Origin of the sequence: Lacrimispora sp. (genome assembly GCF_032078915.1) — a bacterium.
Taxonomy (GTDB): Bacteria; Bacillota; Clostridia; order Lachnospirales; family Lachnospiraceae; genus Lacrimispora.
In genome coordinates this window covers 149,321-171,341 of the sequence record NZ_DAMAUN010000001.1, presented here as the reverse complement: position 1 = coordinate 171,341, position 22,021 = coordinate 149,321, and the positions used below count along the sequence as shown (strand labels likewise).

At 45.6% G+C, this 22,021-nt stretch carries 19 protein-coding genes; 12 read left to right on the top strand and 7 right to left on the bottom strand.

What is annotated here, in order from left to right; translation table 11 throughout:
• The gene (locus RT269_RS00800) at positions 1 to 1,545 is read left to right on the top strand and encodes a helix-turn-helix domain-containing protein (RefSeq protein ID WP_313180107.1); all 1,545 of its coding nucleotides are present in this window, start codon (positions 1 to 3) and stop codon (positions 1,543 to 1,545) included.
• A gap of 10 nt (positions 1,546 to 1,555) precedes the next feature.
• On the opposite strand, the gene RT269_RS00795 is transcribed toward RT269_RS00800, so the two are convergent.
• The 3 genes from RT269_RS00795 to RT269_RS00785 form a co-directional block, all read right to left on the bottom strand.
• Complete coding sequence (locus RT269_RS00795) at positions 1,556 to 2,386, bottom strand: carbohydrate ABC transporter permease (protein WP_313180106.1); 831 nt, start codon at positions 2,384 to 2,386, stop codon at positions 1,556 to 1,558.
• A gap of 26 nt (positions 2,387 to 2,412) precedes the next feature.
• On the bottom strand, positions 2,413 to 3,294 hold the full coding sequence (locus tag RT269_RS00790; RefSeq protein WP_313180105.1) for a carbohydrate ABC transporter permease: 882 nt from the start codon (positions 3,292 to 3,294) through the stop codon (positions 2,413 to 2,415).
• 92 nt (positions 3,295 to 3,386) lie between these two features.
• Entirely contained in the window at positions 3,387 to 4,730 is a 1,344-nt protein-coding gene (locus RT269_RS00785) for an ABC transporter substrate-binding protein (protein ID WP_313180104.1), read from the bottom strand.
• Positions 4,731 to 4,999: 269 nt separating this feature from the next.
• Between RT269_RS00785 and RT269_RS00780 the strand changes: the two genes are divergently transcribed.
• From RT269_RS00780 to RT269_RS00770, 3 genes are all read left to right on the top strand, one after another.
• Positions 5,000 to 6,133 carry a glycoside hydrolase family 88 protein gene (locus RT269_RS00780; protein ID WP_313180103.1) on the top strand — a complete coding sequence of 378 codons (1,134 nt, stop codon included), beginning with the start codon at positions 5,000 to 5,002 and terminating at the stop codon, positions 6,131 to 6,133.
• 19 nt (positions 6,134 to 6,152) lie between these two features.
• The gene (locus RT269_RS00775) at positions 6,153 to 7,886 is read left to right on the top strand and encodes a DUF2264 domain-containing protein (protein ID WP_313180102.1); all 1,734 of its coding nucleotides are present in this window, start codon (positions 6,153 to 6,155) and stop codon (positions 7,884 to 7,886) included.
• 67 nt (positions 7,887 to 7,953) lie between these two features.
• On the top strand, positions 7,954 to 9,354 hold the full coding sequence (locus RT269_RS00770; protein ID WP_313180101.1) for a glycoside hydrolase family 18 protein: 1,401 nt from the start codon (positions 7,954 to 7,956) through the stop codon (positions 9,352 to 9,354).
• Between the two features lie 84 nt (positions 9,355 to 9,438).
• Here the strand turns inward: RT269_RS00770 and RT269_RS00765 are convergent, their stop codons facing one another.
• From RT269_RS00765 to RT269_RS00755, 3 genes are all read right to left on the bottom strand, one after another.
• Positions 9,439 to 10,149: a hypothetical protein gene (locus tag RT269_RS00765; RefSeq protein ID WP_313180100.1), complete on the bottom strand. Its 711-nt coding sequence runs from the start codon at positions 10,147 to 10,149 to the stop codon at positions 9,439 to 9,441.
• Complete coding sequence (locus RT269_RS00760) at positions 10,133 to 11,674, bottom strand: DUF1538 domain-containing protein (RefSeq protein ID WP_313180099.1); 1,542 nt, start codon at positions 11,672 to 11,674, stop codon at positions 10,133 to 10,135. Before RT269_RS00760 ends, RT269_RS00765 begins: the two co-directional genes overlap by 17 nt.
• Before the next feature lie 173 nt (positions 11,675 to 11,847).
• Positions 11,848 to 12,822 (bottom strand): helix-turn-helix transcriptional regulator, encoded by a 975-nt coding sequence (locus RT269_RS00755; RefSeq protein ID WP_313180098.1) that lies wholly within the window; start codon positions 12,820 to 12,822, stop codon positions 11,848 to 11,850.
• A 252-nt stretch (positions 12,823 to 13,074) separates the two neighbouring features.
• On the opposite strand from RT269_RS00755, the gene modA reads away from it, so the two are divergent.
• The 4 genes from modA to RT269_RS00735 all read left to right on the top strand — a co-directional run bounded on the left by modA (position 13,075) and on the right by RT269_RS00735 (position 16,182).
• Complete coding sequence (modA, locus tag RT269_RS00750) at positions 13,075 to 13,968, top strand: molybdate ABC transporter substrate-binding protein (RefSeq protein ID WP_313180097.1); 894 nt, start codon at positions 13,075 to 13,077, stop codon at positions 13,966 to 13,968.
• A 29-nt stretch (positions 13,969 to 13,997) separates the two neighbouring features.
• A complete protein-coding gene (gene modB / locus RT269_RS00745) occupies positions 13,998 to 14,696 on the top strand; it encodes a molybdate ABC transporter permease subunit (protein ID WP_025234677.1) in 699 nt (232 codons plus the stop codon).
• 1 nt (position 14,697) lies between these two features.
• On the top strand, positions 14,698 to 15,750 hold the full coding sequence (locus tag RT269_RS00740) for a sulfate/molybdate ABC transporter ATP-binding protein (RefSeq protein WP_313180096.1): 1,053 nt from the start codon (positions 14,698 to 14,700) through the stop codon (positions 15,748 to 15,750).
• Between the two features lie 222 nt (positions 15,751 to 15,972).
• Entirely contained in the window at positions 15,973 to 16,182 is a 210-nt protein-coding gene (locus tag RT269_RS00735) for a TOBE domain-containing protein (protein ID WP_312445116.1), read from the top strand.
• Positions 16,183 to 16,270: 88 nt separating this feature from the next.
• On the opposite strand, the gene RT269_RS00730 is transcribed toward RT269_RS00735, so the two are convergent.
• Entirely contained in the window at positions 16,271 to 17,821 is a 1,551-nt protein-coding gene (locus tag RT269_RS00730) for a polysaccharide biosynthesis protein (RefSeq protein ID WP_313180095.1), read from the bottom strand.
• 228 nt (positions 17,822 to 18,049) lie between these two features.
• Here RT269_RS00730 and nifS point away from each other — a divergent pair, with 228 nt between their 5' ends.
• From nifS to RT269_RS00710, 4 genes are all read left to right on the top strand, one after another.
• A complete protein-coding gene (gene nifS, locus RT269_RS00725) occupies positions 18,050 to 19,234 on the top strand; it encodes a cysteine desulfurase NifS (protein ID WP_313180094.1) in 1,185 nt (394 codons plus the stop codon).
• Positions 19,235 to 19,303: 69 nt separating this feature from the next.
• Positions 19,304 to 19,741 carry a Fe-S cluster assembly scaffold protein NifU gene (gene nifU, locus RT269_RS00720; RefSeq protein WP_313180093.1) on the top strand — a complete coding sequence of 146 codons (438 nt, stop codon included), beginning with the start codon at positions 19,304 to 19,306 and terminating at the stop codon, positions 19,739 to 19,741.
• A gap of 47 nt (positions 19,742 to 19,788) precedes the next feature.
• A complete protein-coding gene (mnmA, locus tag RT269_RS00715; RefSeq protein ID WP_313180092.1) occupies positions 19,789 to 20,868 on the top strand; it encodes a tRNA 2-thiouridine(34) synthase MnmA in 1,080 nt (359 codons plus the stop codon).
• The gene (locus tag RT269_RS00710; RefSeq protein WP_313180091.1) at positions 20,865 to 22,004 is read left to right on the top strand and encodes an N-acetylmuramoyl-L-alanine amidase; all 1,140 of its coding nucleotides are present in this window, start codon (positions 20,865 to 20,867) and stop codon (positions 22,002 to 22,004) included. The genes mnmA and RT269_RS00710 overlap by 4 nt, the downstream gene beginning before the upstream one ends.
• Positions 22,005 to 22,021: the final 17 nt, after the last annotated feature.

Here is a 22,021-nt window from a genome sequence, read left to right as displayed (position 1 = left end):
TTGAATACAATCATGATAATAGATGACGAACCTCTGATCCGGCGAGGCCTGGAGAGCATGATTCACTGGGAAGATATGGACTGCCGGTTGGTTGGACAGGCTGCAAGTGGGGAAGAGGGGCTTATGAAAATCCGGGAATGGAAGCCGGATATTGTATTTACCGATATCAAGATGCCGAAGATGGACGGAATTGCCATGATGAAGGCGGCTGCGAAAGAAGCAGATCCCCCTGTATTTGTCGTCCTCAGTGGATATAATGATTTTGAGCTGGTCAGGGCGGCTATGCGTTTAGGAGCTGTGGACTATCTGATGAAGCTGAATCTGGAAGAAGAGGAATTGATCCGTGTAGTGAAAGAGGCAACAGAGCGGGTAGCCGAAAAGAGGAAAGAGCCGGTTTCGGTTCCTCCATCCTATGATTTTAAAGAGCATTTTCTTAAAGAACTTTTAAGGATGCGTCAGGATAAAGAGTTTTACCGGAAGATAGAGCCACAGTCTTTCAACTTAAAAGCAGGAGCCTCTTATCGGCTGCTTGCTATAAAGCTGTCAGAACTTCCGGACGCACAATGGATACAAAGTACATTGTCCCAGAATTTCCTGATCAATATCTGTAAAGAACAGATTTCAGAAGATGTAGAGGTCTATGAGTATCACCTGGAGGCTGATACATTTGTGCTTTATATTGAGAGCCCAGGAGTCCTTTCTAAAACAGCGCTGGTTTCTCAGTGTGAAGCGATGGAGTTGGCAATTAAGAAATATCTGAATCAGGAAATCAGGATTGGAATCAGTGCCCCCCATCATAATGCCATGCATCTTCCAGAGGCATTTGAGGAAGCCTTGCAGAGCATTGCCTTTCATATCGGCGGAGTTAATACCAGGATACATTTTTATATAGATCTTTTGAATACCCATTATCTGGAAAAACAGCTGGAGCACATAAAATCTGAGACGGATTTGTTTGATGCTATAGAAAACTTTTTGCTGCAGCTGCAGAAGTTTATTACCCAGCGTGCCACCAGGGAGGAAGCAGTCCACATCTGTTATCTGCTGATTTGTCAGATTTATGAATTAGATTCCAACAGCAAGCCTTTTTTTGTCCGCTGGTTCGGGAAAGAATATACCTCTGTCCGGGATTTTAGCAGCGAGGTGGATTTAACGATGGTAAGTGCCTGGGTACTTCGGCTGGAACAGGGGATTAACAGTTTCAGCCAGGAATATATGGGGGAAATTTACCGGTATAGAGTTAAGAAAGCAAAACAGTATATTTTAGAGAATGTTTATCAGAAGGTTTCTTTGAATCAGGTGGCGGCTGAACTGGAGATTACGCCGGGCTACCTGAGCAGAATCTTTAAAAAGGTCACTCAGCAATCTTTTTCTGACTACATTGCAGAGGTAAAGATTGAGGAGGCGAAAGAGCTTCTGCTTCAGGATAACAACCGGGTATATGAAGTGTCGAGTAAGCTGGGATATGAGGATCCATATTATTTCAGTAAAGTATTCAAGCGGGTGACCCAGATGACACCCAGCGAGTATATTGCCAGAAATTAAGCAATGCCTGTCAGCCCTTTAAACCACTGGTGGCTACCCCTTCGATGAAGAACCGCTGCATACTTAAGAACAGTGAGCCTACCGGAATCAGAGAGATCAACGCAGCGGCCATAATCAGGTTGTAGTCTGCCGAATACTGTGTGATGAACATACGAAGGCCCAATTGTATGGTTTTTAATTCATTGGAATTTAAGTAAATCATGGGCCCCATGTAATCATTCCACACATTAACAAAGCTGAAGATGACCAGGGTCGCAATCGCAGGCTTGGACAGTGGCAGCATGATTTTTTGATAGATTCCGAATTCATTGAGGCCGTCGATCCTGGCGGCCTCTGACAGTTCCGTCGGGACGCCTAAGTAAGCCTGGCGGATTAAAAACACGCCGAATGCCGTGAATGCCTGCATTAGGATTAAGGACAGGTGAGTGTCGGCCATATGCATTTTCCGGATCAGGATAAACTGTGGAATCATATATACCTGCCATGGCACCGCAATGGTTGCGACATAGCATAGAAAAATGAAGTCCCTGCCGGGAAATTTCATCTTGGCAAACGGATAAGCCGCAAAGCTGCTGGTCAGCACCTGAAGTAAGGTGATGATGATAGCTAATTTAAAGCTGTTTTTGAAGAAAAGCAGCAGGGGAATCTTTGTCCAGATGTCTGAAAAATTTTTCCAGGCAACCTGTTCAGGAAGCCAGTGCATGGGAACGGAAAAAACATCCTGGCTGGTTTTCAGTGAGGAGGACATCATCCAGAAAAATGGGAGCAGGATGATGAGGCTTAATATGATCAACAGACCATAAATGATAATCTTTTTAAAAGAACTAGTTTGTGAGTTCATTCCTCTTAATTCCTTTCTCTCGTTTTTTACATGTAGCTGACCCATTTTTTCTCTGCCCGGAACTGGACGATGGTGATAGCCAGGACTATGATAAACAATATCATGGAGATAGCACTTGCATAGCCGAATTCATAGTTAATGAAAGCAGTATTGTAGATGTTGAACACCAGTACATTAGTAGCCCGGCCCGGCCCTCCGTTGGTCATGACGGATACCAGGTCAAATACCTTAAAGCAGGCGATGGTGAGCATGATGCTGACGAAAAATGTGGTCGGTGTCAGCATGGGCAGGGTGATGCTTTTAAAACGCTGGAAGGAATTCGCCCCGTCCACTTTGGCTGCCTCGTAAAGTTCACGGGGGATTGCCTGAAGGCCGGACAGATACAGGATCATATAGTAACCCATGCTTTTCCAGATGCTTACGATAATGATAACCGGCATAGCCCAATCAATGGAGGAGGTCCAACCCGGTGGGTTTGCGACACCGAGGAACCTTAGAATATTGTTGACTGGTCCCAGCGTTGGGTGGAACAATAAGTTCCACACCACTGCGATAGCTACCAGGGATGCCACATGTGGAAAAAAGAAGATGGTACGGAAAATATTAATGCCTTTCATCTTCTGGTTTAAAATGATTGCAAGGCCCAGAGCTGCCGCCATGGTAAGCGGTACGGTGAAAACAGAGTAATATACCGTGTTCCATAGAGAAATCTTAAAGGTGTCATCGGTCCAAAGACGTTTGAAGTTTTCAAACCCCACGAATACCATGGGGTTGGCTGAATCCCATTCCATAAAGCTGAGCCCCATGGAGCACACGATTGGAATCAGGGTGAAAATCAGAAAGCCAATCAGATTGGGAAGTAAGAATAAGTAGGCTATTGCCATATTTTTAACTTTTCGCTTTGTCATAGTTATGCTGTTGCCAGCTCCTCCTTCGATTAGAATTTTAAAATCCTCTAGATCCAATGCAAGGCAGATTTAGAGGATTTTAATGGATTATACTATTTGTTCAGCAGCTTCTGAACACGTTTTGCCATATTGTCAAGGCCGTCATCCACGGTTTCTGCTCCGAGCATAATTAAGTCATGCTCTTCGGAAATTATTTTGTCAACGGCACCAGCTTCAGGAATCATCTGACATTCCAGCACGAAGGAATTAACAGTAATAGCTTCTTTGAATCCTTCCGGCATACCTTCTACATTCACCAGGGTGTTGATGGTTTTCTCATTCTGGTAAGCGGGAAGGGTTCCCAGACTTGCAAGGAGGTCAGCGCCGGGTTCGGAGCACATGAACTGAATGAACCGCCAAGCTTCTTCTGGATGAGCTGCATTTTTGTTGATAGCAATTGGAGTAGGGTTGCTGATAGCGATATTCGGATCCTGGCCCTCGAAGTGAGGTGCTTTTACCGCTCCCCATTCAACGCTTGTTTCACCCTTATTTTTGGCATTGATGATTAAGTTGGCAAACCAGGTACCCATAGGTTCCATGGCAACCTGCTCTTTATAAAATGGTCCGCTGTAATGGACATTTCCGGTTTTTAATGTACCGTAATCCATGGAAGTTTTATCTTCGTTCTGCATGCCCAGGAACAGTTCATATACAGGCTTTAAGAACTGGTAATCACCCTTGTCCATGGCATGATCTTTATCCATACCCCAGCGGTACAGGGAGCCTGGCCAGGTATGAAGATGGGAGCCATAGATCTTGTTATTACCTTCCCCGGAGGTCAGCTTCTTGGCCAGTTCGCGGTATTCGTCCCAGGTCATATCGTTGGAAGGATAATCCACGCCGGCTTTGTCAAACAGGGTTTTGTTGTAGTACAGCAGATAGTAATCGTTTCTGAACGGAAGACCATATAACTGATTACCGATCTTGATTCCTTCATCAGAACCGTAGTAGGGTGCCATATTCAGACCGCTTTTTGTAACCATATCATCCAAAGGCATCAACTGGTTCTTCTCTACCAGACTTGTGTAGATTGGCATGCTCTTGATTGTGATGACATCAGAGGTATCGCCGGAAGAAAGAAGAACCGGAATCTTGGTGTCGTAATCTGTTCCCCCGATATCAGTAACCTTTACCTTGATATCGGGATTTTCTTTTTCAAACGCTTCCACAAGCACTTTCCAGTAATCGGTTGTGCCATAATCCCAGACGGTGAAGGTGATTTCCACTGGTGCTTCACTGCCTTTTTGTGTGTTAGTGTTATCGGTCTGTGCAGCCCCCTGCTTTTCAGCCGGTTCGGTTTTAGCTCTTGTACTGCTGCAGCCGGTCAGCAGAGAAACACCACAGGCTGCGATACAGGTTAATGCGGCTGTTTTTTTCACCATTTGTTTCAGTTTCATGTAAACTCCTCCTGTTGTTTGCTTTAATATCTGTATTATAAAAAAATGGACGATGCAATTGAATGGAATATCTGTTATTATTTCGTCATTATTGAAACTCTGATGGATAATTTTTATTTTAACCCTATAAAATTATGGACTTTCATGGAATATATTGCAGTTGCTGCTGTTTGCAGGGATAAAATCATACAGTATTTATGAAAATCCTCCATGTATTTTCCGCCTATATTCTACTATACTTATGTCAGAATAAAAAGGAGGTTTTAAGAATGGAAGAGTGGATGAAACAATTATATAGGAAGATAGAGGGGAAGATAGAGGCGGAGTGCGGAAGGATCGGCGGAAGAATTCCGTATTGGACGAAAGATGGTGTCTATGCGGAAGATTATGCCGTGAAAGATATTTATTGGTGGACCAATGGGTTCTGGCCGGGTATTCTCTGGAAGATGTATTACGCAACCGGCAAGGAGGAATACAAACTGCACGCGCGGGAAGCAGAAGAAACCCTGGACAGGGCACTGCATGGTTTTATGGGACTTCATCATGATACGGGTTTTATGTGGCTCCATAGTGCAGTGGCTGATTACCGGCTGACCGGCTTAAAGGAATCCAGAGTGAGGGGACTGATGGCTGCCAATATCCTTGCCGGAAGATATAATCCGGCAGGAAACTATATCAGGGCATGGAACCAGGAATGCGTGAAAGAGGGGGAGGACTGTACCGGATGGATCATCGTGGATTCCATGATGAATATCCCTCTGCTTTACTGGGCGGGTGAGGAACTAAAAGATCCCAGATTTTACAACATAGCTAAGAATCATGCGGATACAATCATGAGAACGCTGGTCAGAGAAGACGGATCCTGTGGGCATATTGCCTGTTTGAATCCCGATACCGGAGAACTGGAACGGATTTTGGCGGGACAGGGATATTCGGATACATCGTCCTGGTCCAGGGGGCAGTCATGGATTTTGTACGGCTTTGCACTGAGCTACCGGTATACGGGGAATGCTGCCTATCTTGAAACTGCTAAAAGGACGGCCCATTATTTTATCTCTAATATCACTTTGACGGAATATATTCCGCTTTGCGATTTCCGCCAGCCGGATCAGCCGGCATACCTGGATGCATCCGCAGGATTGTGTGCGGCCTGTGGACTCTTGGAGATCGCGGAGCATGTGGAGGAGGGGGAGAAAGCCCTTTACCGGAAACATGGAGAAAGGATTGTAAAAGCCATATCGGAAATGTGCTGTAACTGGGATCCGGATGTGGATTCCATCGTGCAGCAGTGCAAGGTGGATTACCATGGCAGCGGCAGCCGGCAGACGGATTTGATTTATGCGGATTATTTCCTTGTGGAAGCGGTTTTAAGACTTCTTAATAAAGATTTTTTGATTTGGTAGAGAGGAAGAAGGTGTGGCAATGAAACAGATCATTGAGAGACTGCATAAAAGAGAGGATTTTGAAAAGCTTGTTTTAGAATTGCTGAATCCCTTAAAGCCATATTATTCTCATGAAGGGGCTGGGCTGAAATTAGGAAGCACGGCGGCGGTTTACGATGAGGACGCCGCCCTGGCGGAAGGATTTTTAAGGCCGCTATGGGGGCTTGTTCCATTGTGGGCCGGCGGAAGCGAAGAGTCAGAGTTTAAAAAGATTTATCAAAAAGGTCTGGTTGCAGGGACAAATCCGGATGGTGCAGAGTACTGGGGAGGATTTCAGGATGTGGATCAGCGGTTTGTTGAGATGGCCGCAATCTCTTACGGGATTTTAATGTCACCGGAGGTAGTATGGGAGCCGCTGTCAGAGCAGGAACAGTCGAATTTGGCCGGCTGGCTGGATGGAATCAACCATTATCAGTGTCCGCCCTGTAACTGGATGTTCTTTGGAATCCTGGTTAATATTGCATTAAAGTCTCAAGGACAGCCATACAATGAAAATCGTCTGATCGAATATCTGGATTATATTGAGTCATGCTATCAAGGGGATGGCTGGTATATTGATGGTCAGAATGGGGAAAAGGACTATTACGTTTCCTTTGCTTTTCATTATTATGGGCTTATTTATGCACGGTATATGAGCGCAGAGGATCCCAAACGGTGCAGGACTTATGAACAAAGGGCGTTTAGCTTTACCGGAGAATTTCTTTACTGGTTTGCGGAGGATGGTTCTGCATTGGCCTATGGACGGTCTTTGACGTATCGTATGGCACAGATATCGTTTTTCTCTATGTGTGTGGCCAATGAACTGGAGGTGCTTCCACTCCCGGTTATGAAAGGACTGATTGTGCGCAATCTACAGTTCTGGATGAAGCAGCCTATATTTGATAATGCTGGAATCCTGACGATCGGATATGGATATTCGAATCTGTTGATGTCGGAACAGTATAATGCCCCTGGTTCTCCATACTGGTGCATGAAGGCATTTGCACTGTTATCCCTTCCGGCAGCTCATCCGTTTTGGGAGATGGAGGCAGCCCCCTTGCCTGAAATGGATGTTCAGCGTGTAATCTCAAATGGTTCTATGCTGATGCAGCGTCTGGGAGGAGAAGTATCTGCTTATGTCAGGGGGCGCAGCCTGCCTCATCACCATGTACACATGGAGGAGAAGTATTCAAAATTTGTGTATTCCAGCAAATTCGCATTCAGTGTTCCGCGGTCTCTTCGGACTTTGGAGGAAGCAGCGCCTGACAGTGTTCTGGCCGTGGAGCATGGCGGGATGATACATACGAAAGGAATCACAGGACGTTCGTATATAGAGAAGAAAGAAGTTTATATGGAATGGTCTCCCTGCGAGGGAGTCGATATTGTAACAAGGATCGTGCTTCTGCCGAAGGGACACAGAAGAATTCATACAATCAGCAGCAGATTCACCTGTAAAGTTTTTGATTGCGGATTTGCCATACCTTGTGACAAAGAGACTAGAAAAGAGATATTGGCAAATGAGGGAGGTGCAGCGGTTTACAATAGCTGGACCGGTCATCAGGCCAGGTTCGTGGGTGAGAAGGGGAAGGGATTCCTGATCCATGCTGCGCCTAACACCAATCTGATGTATCCGAAAACAGTGATTCCCTGTGTTATGTACGAAGTTTTAGAAGGAACGCAGACGGTCATGACTGAGTTTCTGGAAATATCAGGAACGGAAAACCAGAGAGAATAATATCCATATATATGCAATTAAGCCATTTTTTTCTCGTTGTTCAAAGAATAACCAGCATGTTATACTTGTGAAAACTAAGAGAGAAAAGGATCATGTGATGAACAAAAGTATTATGAAGAAACTATTTCTGTCTGTTTCCGTTTTTATGGTGATCGTTCTGAGCTGTTATATAGGCAGGGTGGCATTTGCTGAAAAGCCTAATAGGATTTCCTCAGAACCTTCCCAAGACTCCACAACCATTACGGTTGCAGACACTACGGTACCTCTTTCCCCGAAAGCCATTGCAGATAATCCTGAACCGGCTGCTATCCTTGCCGCAGAGGAATCATATGCACCGCCCGCAACGGAACCGGCTTCATCGCTCGCAGCGGAATCTTCTGCTCTGCCTGCAGCAGAATCAACTAACCTGCAGGCTGGTAAATTAGTTGGATATTATGCAGCATGGGCGGCCTATTATAATTACTATCCTAACCAGATCGATGCCGGGAAAATGACCCATATTAATTATGCTTTTGCCAACATTGGCTCTGACTTAAAGCTGACCCTGGGATATCCTGACGTGGATTCTTCTAACATCAAGCTTTTAAATTCCTTAAAACAGACCAATCCGGATTTAAAAACATTGATTTCCGTCGGAGGCTGGAACTGGTCCGGGAAGTTCTCGGATGCGGCCCTGACAGAGGAGACCAGAACTGCATTTGCTGACAGTTGTGTTGATTTCATTAAAAAATACGGATTTGACGGAGTTGACTTAGACTGGGAGTATCCGGTCAGCGGAGGTCTGGCGGAAAATTCCAGGCGTGGGGAAGATAAACATAATTTTACTCTGCTTCTTAAAAAGATTCGAGAAAAATTGGATGCTAAGGGTGCTGCTGACAATAAGCATTACTTACTGACCATTGCAGGAGGAGGGGATACTTCTTACATAAACAATGTGGAGCTGTCAAAGCTGGCTCAGTATCTGGATTATGCAAATATCATGACCTATGATCTCCATGGATACTGGGATACTAATACAGATCTTCTTGCTCCTTTATATGACAACGATGATCCTTCTCCTCAGTATAAGGCGAGTGTGGATAAGGCTGTCAATGCCTGGCTTGGTGCCTCTTTTCCGGCCGAAAAGCTGGTAATGGGTGTGCCGTTTTACGGATATTTATATTCTTCTGTAAATAATTCAAACAATGGATTGTACCAGACCTTTGGCGGTTCCAATTCCATTGGGTATCAGGACATCAAAGATAATTATTTAAATAAATCAGGTTATACCAGTCATTTCCATTCCCAGTCAAAGGTTCCCTGGCTGTTTAATGGTACGATCTTTATAAGCTATGAAGATCCAAAGTCCATAAGTTATAAATCTGATTATATCAAATCGAAAAAGTTAGGCGGTGCTATGGTTTGGGAGCTGAGTCAGGATCCGAAGGGAGAACTTCTAAACGCACTGTATCATGGATTGAAACAATAAAAAAAGGCGTCTGCCCCATATCCCAGACAGGGAATATGGGACTGACGCCTTCTTTTGTTCCAGACAGTCCGTATAAGGGTTCTATTATTTTTCCAGAGTGCTGAGTCCTGCAACTTCGTCTACGGGAAGAGAAAAAGCAATGGCATGTTCTCCGGTTTCCCTTAACACCGTTTCGCAGATGGATTTAAGAACCGCCTGTTTATCCGTGAAGGGAACCAGGATGAGGAGAATTTCCTTCTCACTGGAAAGAGTCAAACCAAAAAGCTTTTTTGAATCATCAGCAAGAGCTTCTCTGGCTTTGACCAGGGTTCCTCCCTTGCAACCGGCATTTCTGGCAGCTTCCATAATAGGAGCGGAAAGGTCGGTATTGATGACAGTAGCAATTAGTTCGTATCTGATCGTATCTGACATAGAGCGATCCTCCTTGTGATAATCTGTGGATGTGGTCATATCCCCGGCTGACGGGGCATTTTCTAACATACTGGAGGCTGCGGCGCTGATCCCTGACAGGGGGATGGTAAATACAATGCCATAGCCTTGTTTTTCAAGCTCTAATTTTTCATGCAGAGCAGATAATAAGCGCTTGGTAGCCGCTTCCTCCACAATTCCGACAACCAGATCTTTTTCCGGCTCATCAAACCCAAGGCAATCCCTGATTGCAGAGCTTGCGGTTCCATGTCCTCTGGTAATGAGAAGCAGTTCCTGATGATGTTCTCTAAAAACGGAAGCTGCCTTTTCGCCCTTTCCCCTGGCAACGATAATCGTTATCCAGTTTATTTTACGATTGGAAGTCATCAGCCTCCTCCTTTCCTAAGTCAATAAATTCAAGCTCCATATTAAGAAGCGGCGCATTCGCCGGAACCTTCGCTTTTTTAGTCTTGTAGTTATAAGAGACGCCGATAAGCTGAATAATGATCAGGGGCGTCATGGCGACCATGGCTACGATACCAAAGGCATCGGTCACAATATTTCCTCCCAAAGCCTCACAGGCTCCCATGGCAAAGGGAAGCAGGAAGGTGGCCGTCATAGGACCGGAAGCCACACCGCCTGAATCAAAGGCAATGGATGTAAAAATCGGCGGGACCACAAAAGAAAGACCAAGGGCCAGGGCGTAGCCGGGAAGCAGGAGTACCAGTAATGGCAGGCCTGTCATGACCCTTATAACTGACAATCCAAGGGAGATAGCCATGCCGATGGATAATCCGGTCATCATGGTTTTTTCCGAGATGGAGCCTCCTGTAATATCCTCTACCTGCTTATTTAGAACCTGTACGGCCGGTTCGGCTTTTACGATATAGTATCCAATAAGCATGCCGATGGGTACCATGACCCAATTATAAGGGAGTGAGGCAAGCTGCTGTCCCAGATAATTACCGGCAGGCATAAAGCCTACATTGACGCCGGTAAGGAAAAGCGTCAGTCCGATGTAGGAGTAGATGAGTCCTACCAGGATTTTGATCAACTGTCTTTTTCGCAGCTTCAGAAAGAAGAGCTGAAATACGATAAAGAACAGCAGAACGGGGAAAAGAGCCAAGAATACCTCCCAGGCATAATCAGGAAGTTCATGCTGAAAAGCCAGCCAAAGATCCTGGGAATTGTTTATGGAAGGGATCATCAAGGGTTCATAATCGGTGGCAGAGGATTTATAGGCCAGACCCAGTATCATAACGGAAAGAATCGGTCCTATGGAACATAGGGCGACCAGACCGAAGCTGTCGCTATCCGAATTCTTACCCCGCCCGATGGTTGAGAGACCTACGCCAAGAGCCATGATAAAGGGCACCGTAATAGGACCTGTTGTGACGCCGCCGGAGTCAAAGGCCACAGCCAGGAATTCTTTTGGAACAAAAGCGGATGTAATAAAGAGTATGGCATAGCAGATCATAAGGATATGGGATAAGCTCCAGCCAAACAAGTTTCTTAAAAATGCAACTGCCAGGAATACCCCTACTCCTGCGGCCACAGAAAGGATCAGGACCATGTCAGGAACTGCGGGCGTCTGTCCCGCCAGGACTTGAAGGTCCGGTTCTGCGACGGTAATAATAAAACCAATGATAAAACAGGCAAAAACAATAAGCGGCAGCTTTTTGGATTTTGCCAGGTGGGCACCCGCTTTTTCCCCGATGATCATCATGGACATGTCTACACCAAGTGTAAAAAAGCCCATTCCAACGGTTAAAAGGGTTGCACCTACCAGAAACAGCATCAGTGGGTCAAGAGGCATGGGAGTGATGGTTATGCACAGGATCAACACGATACATGTAACGGGCAGGACAGATGATAGGGATTCTACTATTTTTTCTTTTAATTTTTGATTCAAAGAGATACCTCCTGTTGTCCGTCTTTAATGATAGGGATTCTTAAGAATGATAATTTGCACAGAATTGCGCATGAGCCTGCAGACTCTTTTTAGATCATGACTAGTTTAACACATAATTAGTTGCGAGTGCAACTAAAATCTTTATGAATAATTTATATCACTGGAAAAAGTTGTCAGTGATCCACAAATGTACAATTACCAGTCTTACCAATTTCATATCCTTTAAATGGAAGGAGACCGTTTTTAAATTCCTTAGAACTAATCGTGTCGGCAATTCTTTGAAAGGCCGGATGGTTTAAGGCTTCTTTAGAAAAGACTAAGTCCATGGAGGCAGAGGACAGAGGGATATAATCCAGCTGCGGGTAGGCAGCCAGGTGGGAGATATCGCCGATGCCCGCATCAGCGGCACCCGATGCAACTGCATTTGCAGCTGACATATGGGAGAGGCATTCCTTCTGGTATCCGGGGATAGCGGCCTTTTCAATGTTTTGGGCTGAAAGGCTGGAGTCCATATAGATCCGGTACCCATTTCCCTTCTCCCTGTTTATGAACCGGATATCCGGCCGGCATAAATCCTTTAAGGTGTGTATGCCCTTCGGATTTTCTTTTCTGATATAAAAGCCTGCCTGCAGGCTGCAGATATGGAGGATTACGGCTTCCTTTCCTGGCAGCAGGCTTTGAATCTGCTGGATTTCCTGTCCTTCCCGGCCGGTGCAGAAAGAGGTGAGGGCCATATGGGTCTTTTCATAGTACAGGGAATACAGGCTGTTATATTCATTCATATAGGAATGCAGGATGGGAAGGCTGTCCGTTCGCAGGCTCAGCTGGCTGCGAAACAGTTCCACAACTCTGGATTCCTGGCTGCTTATGATCAGGCCGCTGGCGTTAAGAAGGTAATCCATCTGCCGGATCGCGGAATCAGCGGTAAACAGGGGGATATCCATGATACCGGGAAGAGGCTCATCTGCCTGGAAAGAGCTGCTGCTGTTTGGAACCTTTAAGTATTCAGCCAGCTGTTCCTGGCTGATCCTTATCTGCTTGCCTACCTTATTTGCCCTTAATTCTCCTCTTTTTATCAGTTCATATACAGTGGATTTTTTGATTTTAAGCTGATCGGCGACTTCCTGGGTGGTATATATTTTTTCCATACGGTTTCCTCTTTATTTCTTATGGTTTCCATCAGTTATAAATAGTTATAGCATATTTCATCTCATTGTCAATCATAGCTGCAAAAGCCGGTTTAAATCCCGATGTTATTGCATAATTAGATTGGCATTGACATTCCATAAAATTTCAACTAAAATGAATTGGTAATTACCAAACGGGGCAAAACCCAACAAAACATAATTAAAATGAACAATGATTTATATTGTTGTTCAAAAAAACCAGGAGGGAATATTATGAAACAAGGAAAGAAATTACTGGCAGTAATGATGGCAGCCATGTTTGCAGCCGGTACGATTGCGGGGTGCGGTTCAACCGGTACAAAGGCTACGCAGGCGGATCAGACAACTGCAGCAGAGGAAACCAGCAAGGCTGAGGAAACTACGAAGGCAGAAGAAACCACCGAAGCAAAGGCAGAGAAGGAAGACGTTTATGTCTTTATTGCAGCCAGCTTAAAAAACACAATGGAAAAGATCAAGGAAACTTATGAAAAAGATCATCCAAATGTAAACATAATATACAATGCAGACAGCTCAGGCACTCTTCAGACCCAGATCGAAGAAGGCGCCCAGTGTGACATTTTCTTTTCTGCGGCTACCAAGCAGATGGATGCGTTAAAGGATGGCGGATTTGTAGTAGACGGCTCCATCAGCAACCTTCTTGAGAATAAGATTGTTCTGATTAAGCCAAAGGATGGGAAAACTGAAGTAACCGGTTTTGACAATATTACAAAGGCATCAAGCCTTGCTCTGGCAGGAGAGGATGTACCTGTAGGCCAGTATGCGAGAAAGCTGTTCACCAATCTGGGAACCCTTGATCAGGTAATGAAGATGGAAATTAACGAAGGCGCCAATGTTACTGCTGTTCTGACAGCTGTTGCAGAAGGAAGCAATGAAGTTGGAGTAGTTTATGCAACCGATGCGGCTTCCATGGCGGACAAGGTTGAAATCATTGCAGAAGCAGATAATACCATGATTGATCCTGCTGTTTATCCGGTAGGCCTGATCACTGACAAGGAGGCATCAGAAGGGCAGGCAAAGGCAGCCGCTGATTTTAAAGAGTTTCTGGTAAACGATGAAGGCGTTATGAAGCTGTTTACGGATGCCGGATTCGCAAAATCTTCTAAATAAATAATACATAAAAAAGGGGGTGAAAATCTATGCTTGAACTGATGAAAACAATAGATTGGAGTCCCCTTTTTATTTCTCTTAAAACGGGGATTCTGGCAACGGTACTGACCTTTTTTCTGGGGATAGGCGCCGCAAGGCTGATTATGAAGCTGAATAACACGGCAAAATCCATTGTAGACGGCATCTTAACATTGCCTTTGGTACTCCCGCCTACTGTGGCCGGGTTCTTTCTTCTGTTGATCTTCAGCCTTCGAAGGCCTTTCGGCAAATTTCTTTTTGAAGAATTTAATATAAAAATGGTACAGACATGGCCAGGCTGTGTCATAGCTGCTTTTGTTATCGCATTTCCTTTGATGTACCGGAATGCGAGAGCAGCTTTTGAACAGGTGGACGTTGACATGATCCATGCGGGAAGGACTCTGGGCCTGTCGGAGAGGAAGATTTTCTGGAAGATCATCGTTCCCATTGCGGCTCCTGGACTGGCTTCCGGGACCGTGCTCGCTTTTGCCAGAGCCATCGGAGAATACGGGGCGACCGCCATGCTGGCAGGAAACATCCTGGGAAAGACCAGAACGGTTTCCGTTGCAATTGCTTCCGAAGTTGCGGCAGGAAACTGGGATACGGCAGGATTCTGGGTATGTGTTATTGTTATCTTATCATTTTTTATTGTTGCTGTTATAAATTATATATCCGGAAAAAATATGAAGCATGTGAACAGGTGGATTTGATATGGCATTGCAGGTAAACATCCGAAAAAAGTTTTCAGGATTTGAATTAAATGTGGAATTTGAAACTGAGTCCGGCTGCATGGGGATCTTAGGAGCCTCAGGCTGCGGGAAAAGCATGACTTTAAAATGCGTGGCAGGAATTGAAACACCGGATCAAGGCAGGATCGTTTTAAACGGGAAGGTATTGTTTGATTCGGAAAAGGGGATCAATCTGCCTGCCAGAGAACGCCGTACCGGCTACCTGTTTCAGAACTATGCCCTGTTTCCCACCATGACGGTAGAGGAAAACTTAAGTATCGTGATTCCGGGGAAAAAACGGGATAAGCTTCCCCTTGTCGCTGAGCAGCTAAGGCGCTTTCAGCTGGAAGGGCTGGAAAAAAGATATCCCTCCCAGCTATCGGGAGGGCAGCAGCAAAGAGTGGCCCTTGCCCGCATGCTTTTATACAAACCGGATATTATCATGCTGGATGAGCCATTTTCTGCATTAGATGGCTTTTTAAAGGACACGCTTCAGATGGAAATGCTGGAACTGATCAGGGAATATAGCGGCGATGTGCTCATGGTATCCCATTCCAGAGATGAAATCTACAAATTCTGTGACCATATGATGCTCCTTTCAGAAGGAAAGACCATACTAAAAGGCTGCACAAAAGATATTTTCCGCAGGCCGGAAAGAATGGAAGCAGCAAAGCTGACGGGCTGCAAAAATATTTCATCCATAGAGAAAATAAGTGATTATGAGCTTTATGCCTGTGAATGGAAGATAAAGCTTAAAACAGAGGAGAAAATCGGAGATTCCATTAAGTACGTAGGAATCCGGGGCCATAACCTGATTCCGGTCCAGGAGCGGTCGGAGGAAAATGTCATGGGAATTGAATTGGCAGGGTTTGCCGATACGCCTTTCCAAAGGCAGTATCTGTTCCAGAACTCAGATGATAAAACCTCCTCAAAGGTCTGGTGGATCCAGGATAAAATGGACTTTGAAGAAGGAAAGCTTCAAAATATTCCTTCATTCATCAAGTTTCCCAAGGAAGACCTCCTGCTTTTGCTATAGTGTTTGTGAGAACCATTGACAATGAGAATAGAAATGCTTACAATCATTTTATGAAAAAGCAGTATAATCTTCTGGCTTACAATCCATAATTACTTCTATATATTTCCACTTTCCTGCCTTGTTTTTTTGCAAGGCCCGCCCCGTTTTACCGGGCGCAAAGGGATACCGGTATACCGAAGTATATTTCCATAGGCCAGGAATGGATGAGAGGAGGCATATGAGATGAAGCTCAGTGCAAGAAACCAGTTTAAGGGAAAAGTTATAGGAATTGAACCAGGTGCGGTAAATGCCATTGTTACCATTGATATCGGCGGCGGCAATATCGTATCTGCCACAGTTTCCATGGCAGCGGTAAAGGACTTAGGACTGGAAGTCGGAAAGGATGCCTATGCCATCATTAAAGCGACTTCTGTAATGGTCGGGATTGATTAAAGCAGAAATGATAAAAAACGGACGTTTGACAGTCCGTTTTTTACTTTTTAAATATGTAAAACGCAAATCCTCATCAAAGAAATAATCCTTAAAGGTCCCTGGATTTATCCCCCTTCATAATATGGGCGCCAAGGAGGAGTACCAGATAGAATATGCTTAATATCGTAATATGGAATGCAGTTTTTATAAATAATGGCATACTCTGAAATGGATCTGCTACGGAAAATACCGCAAAGTAGATACCGATGGCGAGTACCATCAGGGCCGCCGGCTTTAGGATCATATCCCAAGCGTTCCACACAAAACCCACCTTTTTCCGCAGGGTCAGCACATGCATCATGGCCAGAAGCAGCTCACTGGCCAGCATTCCCACCAGATAGGCTAAGATCCCATATTTGGGAATTCCAAAGAGAACAAATCCTAAACGTATTAACAATGCAATGGCGTTCTGGACAAAGGTGACAGAGGTTTTCCCCAGGCCGTTTAAAATGCTTCCCATGGTAGTTACCAGATAGAGGAAGGGACAAAGCCATGCTAATATGGTCATATAGGTTCCTGCGGTTTTGTCCTTAAATACGCTGACACCCAAGTCATTCCCGAACAGGGTGAAGATGCCGATGCACAGGATTCCCACGTACAGGCAGTAACGCAGTGACATGGAAATGGCATCACCGATCCTCCGGTTGTTCCCTTCTGACTGGGCCTCGGCTACCGTTGGCAGCAAAAGGACGGCCAGGGAATTAAATATGGTGGAAGGGAACAGAATAAAGGGCAAAGCCATACCGGTTAAAACACCGTATACGGAAAATGCTCCTGAATCGGTAAGCCCTGACATCTGCAGTCTGCTGGGAATCAGGATGGCTTCTGCGCTTGCAAGGATATTTAGGACCAGACGGTTCCCCATAAGAGGCATTGCCAGGTGCATAAGCCCGGGAGCCGTTTCATGGAAGGAAGAGGCAACCGCTGTGACGCCTTCGGGCATTTTTGGTGAAAAAAAGCGATAGGCCGTGATCGTATAAAGGGAAGAAACAATTTCTCCTATCAGATGCCCCATGGCTGCCAGCTGGACCGTGATTTTAATCCCGGATTCAATCAAGATATCTGCAATGAGGAACACGGCTCCGATTCTTATGAACTGTTCGATCACCTGAGCAGATGCCGGGACATGAGGGCGCTGCATACCATAATAGTAACCATTGATACAGGCGTGAATGGCCGCACAGGGGACGGATACCGCAATAAAGAGGAGAAGAGGGGCACAGCGGGGTTCCATCAGGATATTGACGGCCAGGAAGTCCTTAAACCGGATGATGGCGTATGCCAGGATCATGGAAATAGCCACTGAAATAATAAGGCCGGTTCGGAAAATGGAACGGCCTTTTCTCACATTAGCGGCTACGGACTGGGATATGGCGGTCTGAATGGAACCGGCGCATAAGGCAAAGCAGACGCCAAACACCGGGTGGATTAAGTTAAAGATTCCAAGTCCTTCTGCTCCAATGGTCCGTGAGAGAAAAATCCGGTAAAAAAAGCCTAACAACCGGGTGATCAGCCCGGCAGAAGTCAAAAGAAGGGTGCCGGTGAGAAGTGCATATTTTCTTGGCGAAAGTTTTTGGGGAAATTTCAGAGAATCATTCATGCAATCTCCTGAAAATGAGAATTATTATAAATATATGGAATGGGCTTCTTCTTCATGACATCTGTTGCAGTTCAGTTATGCCAGCTCCGATTGTACAAATTTTTATGCATGGCAGAACTGTAACTATAATGAGAATCATTCCTATTGAAATTCTAGGAAATGTGTGTATAATAGAATTTGTAGATGAAGCTTTTAACTTTAGGACTACAGAAAGGCGGAACTAACAATATGAAGCAATTGATTTATCTTGACAATGCAGCGACTACCCAAACACGGCCCGAGGTCGTGGAAGCCATGCTGCCTTATTTTACGGAGTATTATGGAAATCCATCCTCCGTATACGAGTTTTCCGGCATCTCAAAAAAGGCTGTCTCAGGAGCCAGAGAAACCATTGCAAACGCTCTGGGAGCCAAGTCTAATGAGATCTATTTTACTGCAGGCGGTTCAGAGTCTGACAACTGGGCACTGATTGCAACTGCTGAGGCTTATGCTTCAAAAGGAAAACACATCATCACCAGTAAAATCGAACACCACGCCGTGCTTCACACCTGTGAGTATTTGGAGAAGCAGGGCTTTGAGGTAACCTATTTAAATGTAGATGAAAATGGGGTTATAAAGCTGGAGGAGCTTAAAAAAGCGATCCGCCCTGACACCATCCTCATTTCTATCATGTTTGCCAATAATGAGATAGGAACCATAGAACCGATCAAAGAAATCGGAGAGATTGCAAAAGAACGTGGAATATTATTCCACACAGATGCGGTCCAGGCATTTGGCCATGTTCCTATTAACGTAGATGAATACCATATTGATATGCTCAGTGCCAGCGGCCATAAGATCAACGGACCCAAGGGTATTGGTTTTCTTTATATCAGAAGCGGCATCAAATCCCGTTCCTTCATTCATGGAGGCGCACAGGAAAGAAAACGCCGTGCCGGAACGGAGAATGTGCCGGGAATCGTAGGCTTCGGCAAGGCTGTGGAGCTTGCGGTTGAAGGCATGGCCGATAGAGCGAATAAGGAATGCGAGCTTCGGAATTATCTGATGGACCGGGTTATGGCAGAGGTTCCTTTTACAAGAATTAACGGACACAGAAAAAACAGGCTGTCCAACAACGTAAATTTTGCTTTTCAGTTTATAGAAGGAGAGTCTCTGCTGATCATGCTGGATATGAAAGGTATATGCGGCTCCAGCGGTTCTGCCTGTACTTCAGGTTCCTTGGACCCATCCCATGTGCTGCTTGCCATTGGCCTTCCTCACGAAATCGCCCATGGTTCCCTTCGTCTGACCTTAGACGAGCGCAACACAAAGGAAGAGATGGACTATGTTGTGGAATCCATTAAGGAGATCGTGGAAAAACTGCGCAGTATGTCCCCGCTTTATGAGGATTATATCAAGAATCAGGCGAAATAATGCAAAGCACCGCCTATTGGCGGCCAAAAACAAAGCAGATTGATTACCTTGAAATGGAGAAAATAAATTATGTATACTGAAAAAGTTATGGATCATTTTGAGCATCCAAGAAATGTAGGGGAAATTGATAACCCCAGCGGTATGGGTACCGTAGGAAATGCCAAATGCGGCGATATTATGAGAATTTATCTGGATATTGATGAAGATCAGATTATCCGTGATGTGAAATTTAAAACCTTTGGCTGCGGAGCCGCGGTTGCTACCAGCAGCATGGCTACAGAGATGGTAAAGGGAAAATCCGTTCAGGAGGCCATGGAGGTGACGAATATGGCAGTCTGTGAAGCGCTTGACGGATTACCTCCAGTAAAGGTTCACTGTTCCCTGCTGGCAGAGGAAGCAATTCACGCTGCCTTATGGGACTATGCAAAGAAAAACGGACTTGAGATTGAGGGCTTAAAGAAACCCAAGTCTGATATCGGTGAGGAAGAAGTGGAAGAAGAATATTAAGATGCCGGGCTTTTGCTTATCCGGCTAGAAAGTGGAAACATAAAGCTATGAGCAAAGGGAAAGTAGTAGTAGGAATGTCTGGAGGTGTGGATTCTTCTGTGGCGGCATGGCTCTTAAAGGAACAGGGATATGAAGTCATAGGTGTTACCATGCAGATATGGCAGGATGAGGATACCGGGACCCAGGAGGAAAACGGAGGGTGCTGCGGCTTAAGCGCCGTGGACGACGCCAGGCGGGTGGCCTGGGACTTAGAGATTCCTTATTATGTCATGAATTTTAAAGAAGAATTCAAATCCCAGGTCATTGATTATTTTGTAGGAGAATACCAGAAGGGGCGTACGCCCAATCCCTGCATTGCCTGCAACCGTTATGTCAAGTGGGAGTCTCTTTTAAAGCGAAGCTTGGGATTAGGGGCGGATTTTATTGCCACAGGCCATTATGCCCAGATTGAAAAGCTCCCAAGCGGAAGATACGCATTAAAGAAGTCCGTGACAGCGGCAAAGGATCAGACATATGCCCTTTACAATCTGACACAGAACCAGCTGGCCCATACCTTAATGCCGGTAGGCGCTTATTCCAAGGACCAGATCCGTGAGATCGCGGACAGGATCAACTTAATGGTTGCCCATAAGCCGGACAGTCAGGAGATCTGCTTTATTCCGGATAATGATTATGCGGGATTCATTGAAGAAAGTGCAGGGGAAAAAGCGCCGGAGGGGAACTTTGTGGATATTTCCGGCCAGGTGATCGGCAGGCACAAGGGAATCACCCATTACACCGTAGGCCAGAGAAAAGGACTGGGCTTATCCATGGGCCACCCGGTTTTTGTGGTGGAGATACGGCCTGAAACCAATGAAGTTGTAATCGGAACGGGCGATGACGTTTATGACCATATCCTGCGGGCCAACCATATTAACTGGATGGCAGTTCCCGGACTTCATGGAGAAACCATGCGGGTATCGGCAAAGATCCGCTACAGCCATAAGGGTGCCATGTGTACTATACAGGAAGTGGAGGATGGAGTGGTGGAATGCAGGTTTGACGAACCTCAGCGGGCCATCACTCCTGGGCAGGCCGTTGTATTCTATGATGGAGACTATGTTGTCGGAGGAGGAACCATACTTTGAGGAATGTAAGAAAAGGTCGCGGTTGGCTGTTATTGGCCTCTATCCTTCTTTGCACATTTATGCTTGCAGGCTGCGCCAGAAAATATGAAGCAGTAAAAGCACCTGCTCTGGAAGAAGCCCAGGGCGGGTTAGGCCAGGAGGAGGGAGAAGAAACGGCTCCCGTATCCATTGCAGAGGATAAAACCGGAGAAACTGAGGCCGGAAAATCAGCGGAGACAAGCTCCCATGAAGCTACTGTTACCATGGAGACAGCTCCTTCTTTTGAGGCGGCCGATGAGACCGTTTATGTTACCGGATCCCAGGTGAATATAAGAAAATTTCCTTCTGCTGACGGAGAGATCCTGGACAAGCTTGATAAGGGTGCTGTCCTTAAACGGACCGGATCCAGTGATAGCTGGAGCCGGGTAGTTTATAAGGACAAGGAATGCTATATTTCCTCCCGGTACGTGTCAAAAGACAAGCCGGTACAGGAGACGGCGAGCGCTGCTCCTGCTGTTTCCGGAAATGGGACGGGGAAGATCATTGCCATCGACGCAGGCCATCAGGCAAAGGGCAATTCTGAAAAGGAGCCCATCGGGCCAGGCTCTTCTGAGATGAAGGCAAAGGTGGCTTCCGGAACTCAGGGAACGGCAACCGGTATCCCGGAATACCAGCTCACTCTTGCGGTTTCTTTAAAACTAAAGCAGGAGCTTATAAACAGGGGCTATCAGGTTTATATGATCAGGGAAACCCATGATGTAAACATCAGCAATGCAGAACGTGCCCAGATGGCGGATAAAAGCGGAGCAGATATCTTTGTTCGGGTCCATGCCAACTCCTTAAATGACAGCAGCGTTCAGGGGGCTCTTACCATGTGCCAGACGGCTAAGAATCCTTACAACGGAAACTTATACAGCAAGAGCCAGGCTCTTTCCAAGGCTGTTGTGAACGGAATCTGCAATCAGACCGGATTTAAGAACCGGGGAGTTCAGGAGACGGATTCCATGAGCGGCATCAACTGGTGTAATATACCGGTTACCATTGTGGAAATGGGATTTATGAGCAATGCGGACGAGGATAAGAAGATGGCTACCGAGGAATACCGTGATAAGATCGTAAAAGGGATTGCCGACGGAATTGATGCATATTATAAATAAATCAAAGAAGAACAGTT

Bases quoted from the DNA above. Each gene is read 5' to 3' on its own strand.
- mnmA (WP_313180092.1), top strand. From the start codon at position 19,789: ATGAGCAAAGGGAAAGTAGTAGTAGGAATGTCTGGAGGTGTGGATTCT.
- nifS (WP_313180094.1), top strand. From the start codon at position 18,050: ATGAAGCAATTGATTTATCTTGACAATGCAGCGACTACCCAAACACGG.
- RT269_RS00795 (WP_313180106.1), bottom strand. From the start codon at position 2,386: ATGAACTCACAAACTAGTTCTTTTAAAAAGATTATCATTTATGGTCTG.
- RT269_RS00765 (WP_313180100.1), bottom strand. From the start codon at position 10,149: ATGACTTCCAATCGTAAAATAAACTGGATAACGATTATCGTTGCCAGG.
- RT269_RS00755 (WP_313180098.1), bottom strand. From the start codon at position 12,822: ATGGAAAAAATATATACCACCCAGGAAGTCGCCGATCAGCTTAAAATC.
- RT269_RS00740 (WP_313180096.1), top strand. From the start codon at position 14,698: ATGGCATTGCAGGTAAACATCCGAAAAAAGTTTTCAGGATTTGAATTA.
- RT269_RS00780 (WP_313180103.1), top strand. From the start codon at position 5,000: ATGGAAGAGTGGATGAAACAATTATATAGGAAGATAGAGGGGAAGATA.
- RT269_RS00730 (WP_313180095.1), bottom strand. From the start codon at position 17,821: ATGAATGATTCTCTGAAATTTCCCCAAAAACTTTCGCCAAGAAAATAT.
- RT269_RS00790 (WP_313180105.1), bottom strand. From the start codon at position 3,294: ATGACAAAGCGAAAAGTTAAAAATATGGCAATAGCCTACTTATTCTTA.
- modA (WP_313180097.1), top strand. From the start codon at position 13,075: ATGAAACAAGGAAAGAAATTACTGGCAGTAATGATGGCAGCCATGTTT.
- nifU (WP_313180093.1), top strand. From the start codon at position 19,304: ATGTATACTGAAAAAGTTATGGATCATTTTGAGCATCCAAGAAATGTA.
- RT269_RS00785 (WP_313180104.1), bottom strand. From the start codon at position 4,730: ATGAAACTGAAACAAATGGTGAAAAAAACAGCCGCATTAACCTGTATC.
- modB (WP_025234677.1), top strand. From the start codon at position 13,998: ATGCTTGAACTGATGAAAACAATAGATTGGAGTCCCCTTTTTATTTCT.
- RT269_RS00735 (WP_312445116.1), top strand. From the start codon at position 15,973: ATGAAGCTCAGTGCAAGAAACCAGTTTAAGGGAAAAGTTATAGGAATT.
- RT269_RS00775 (WP_313180102.1), top strand. From the start codon at position 6,153: ATGAAACAGATCATTGAGAGACTGCATAAAAGAGAGGATTTTGAAAAG.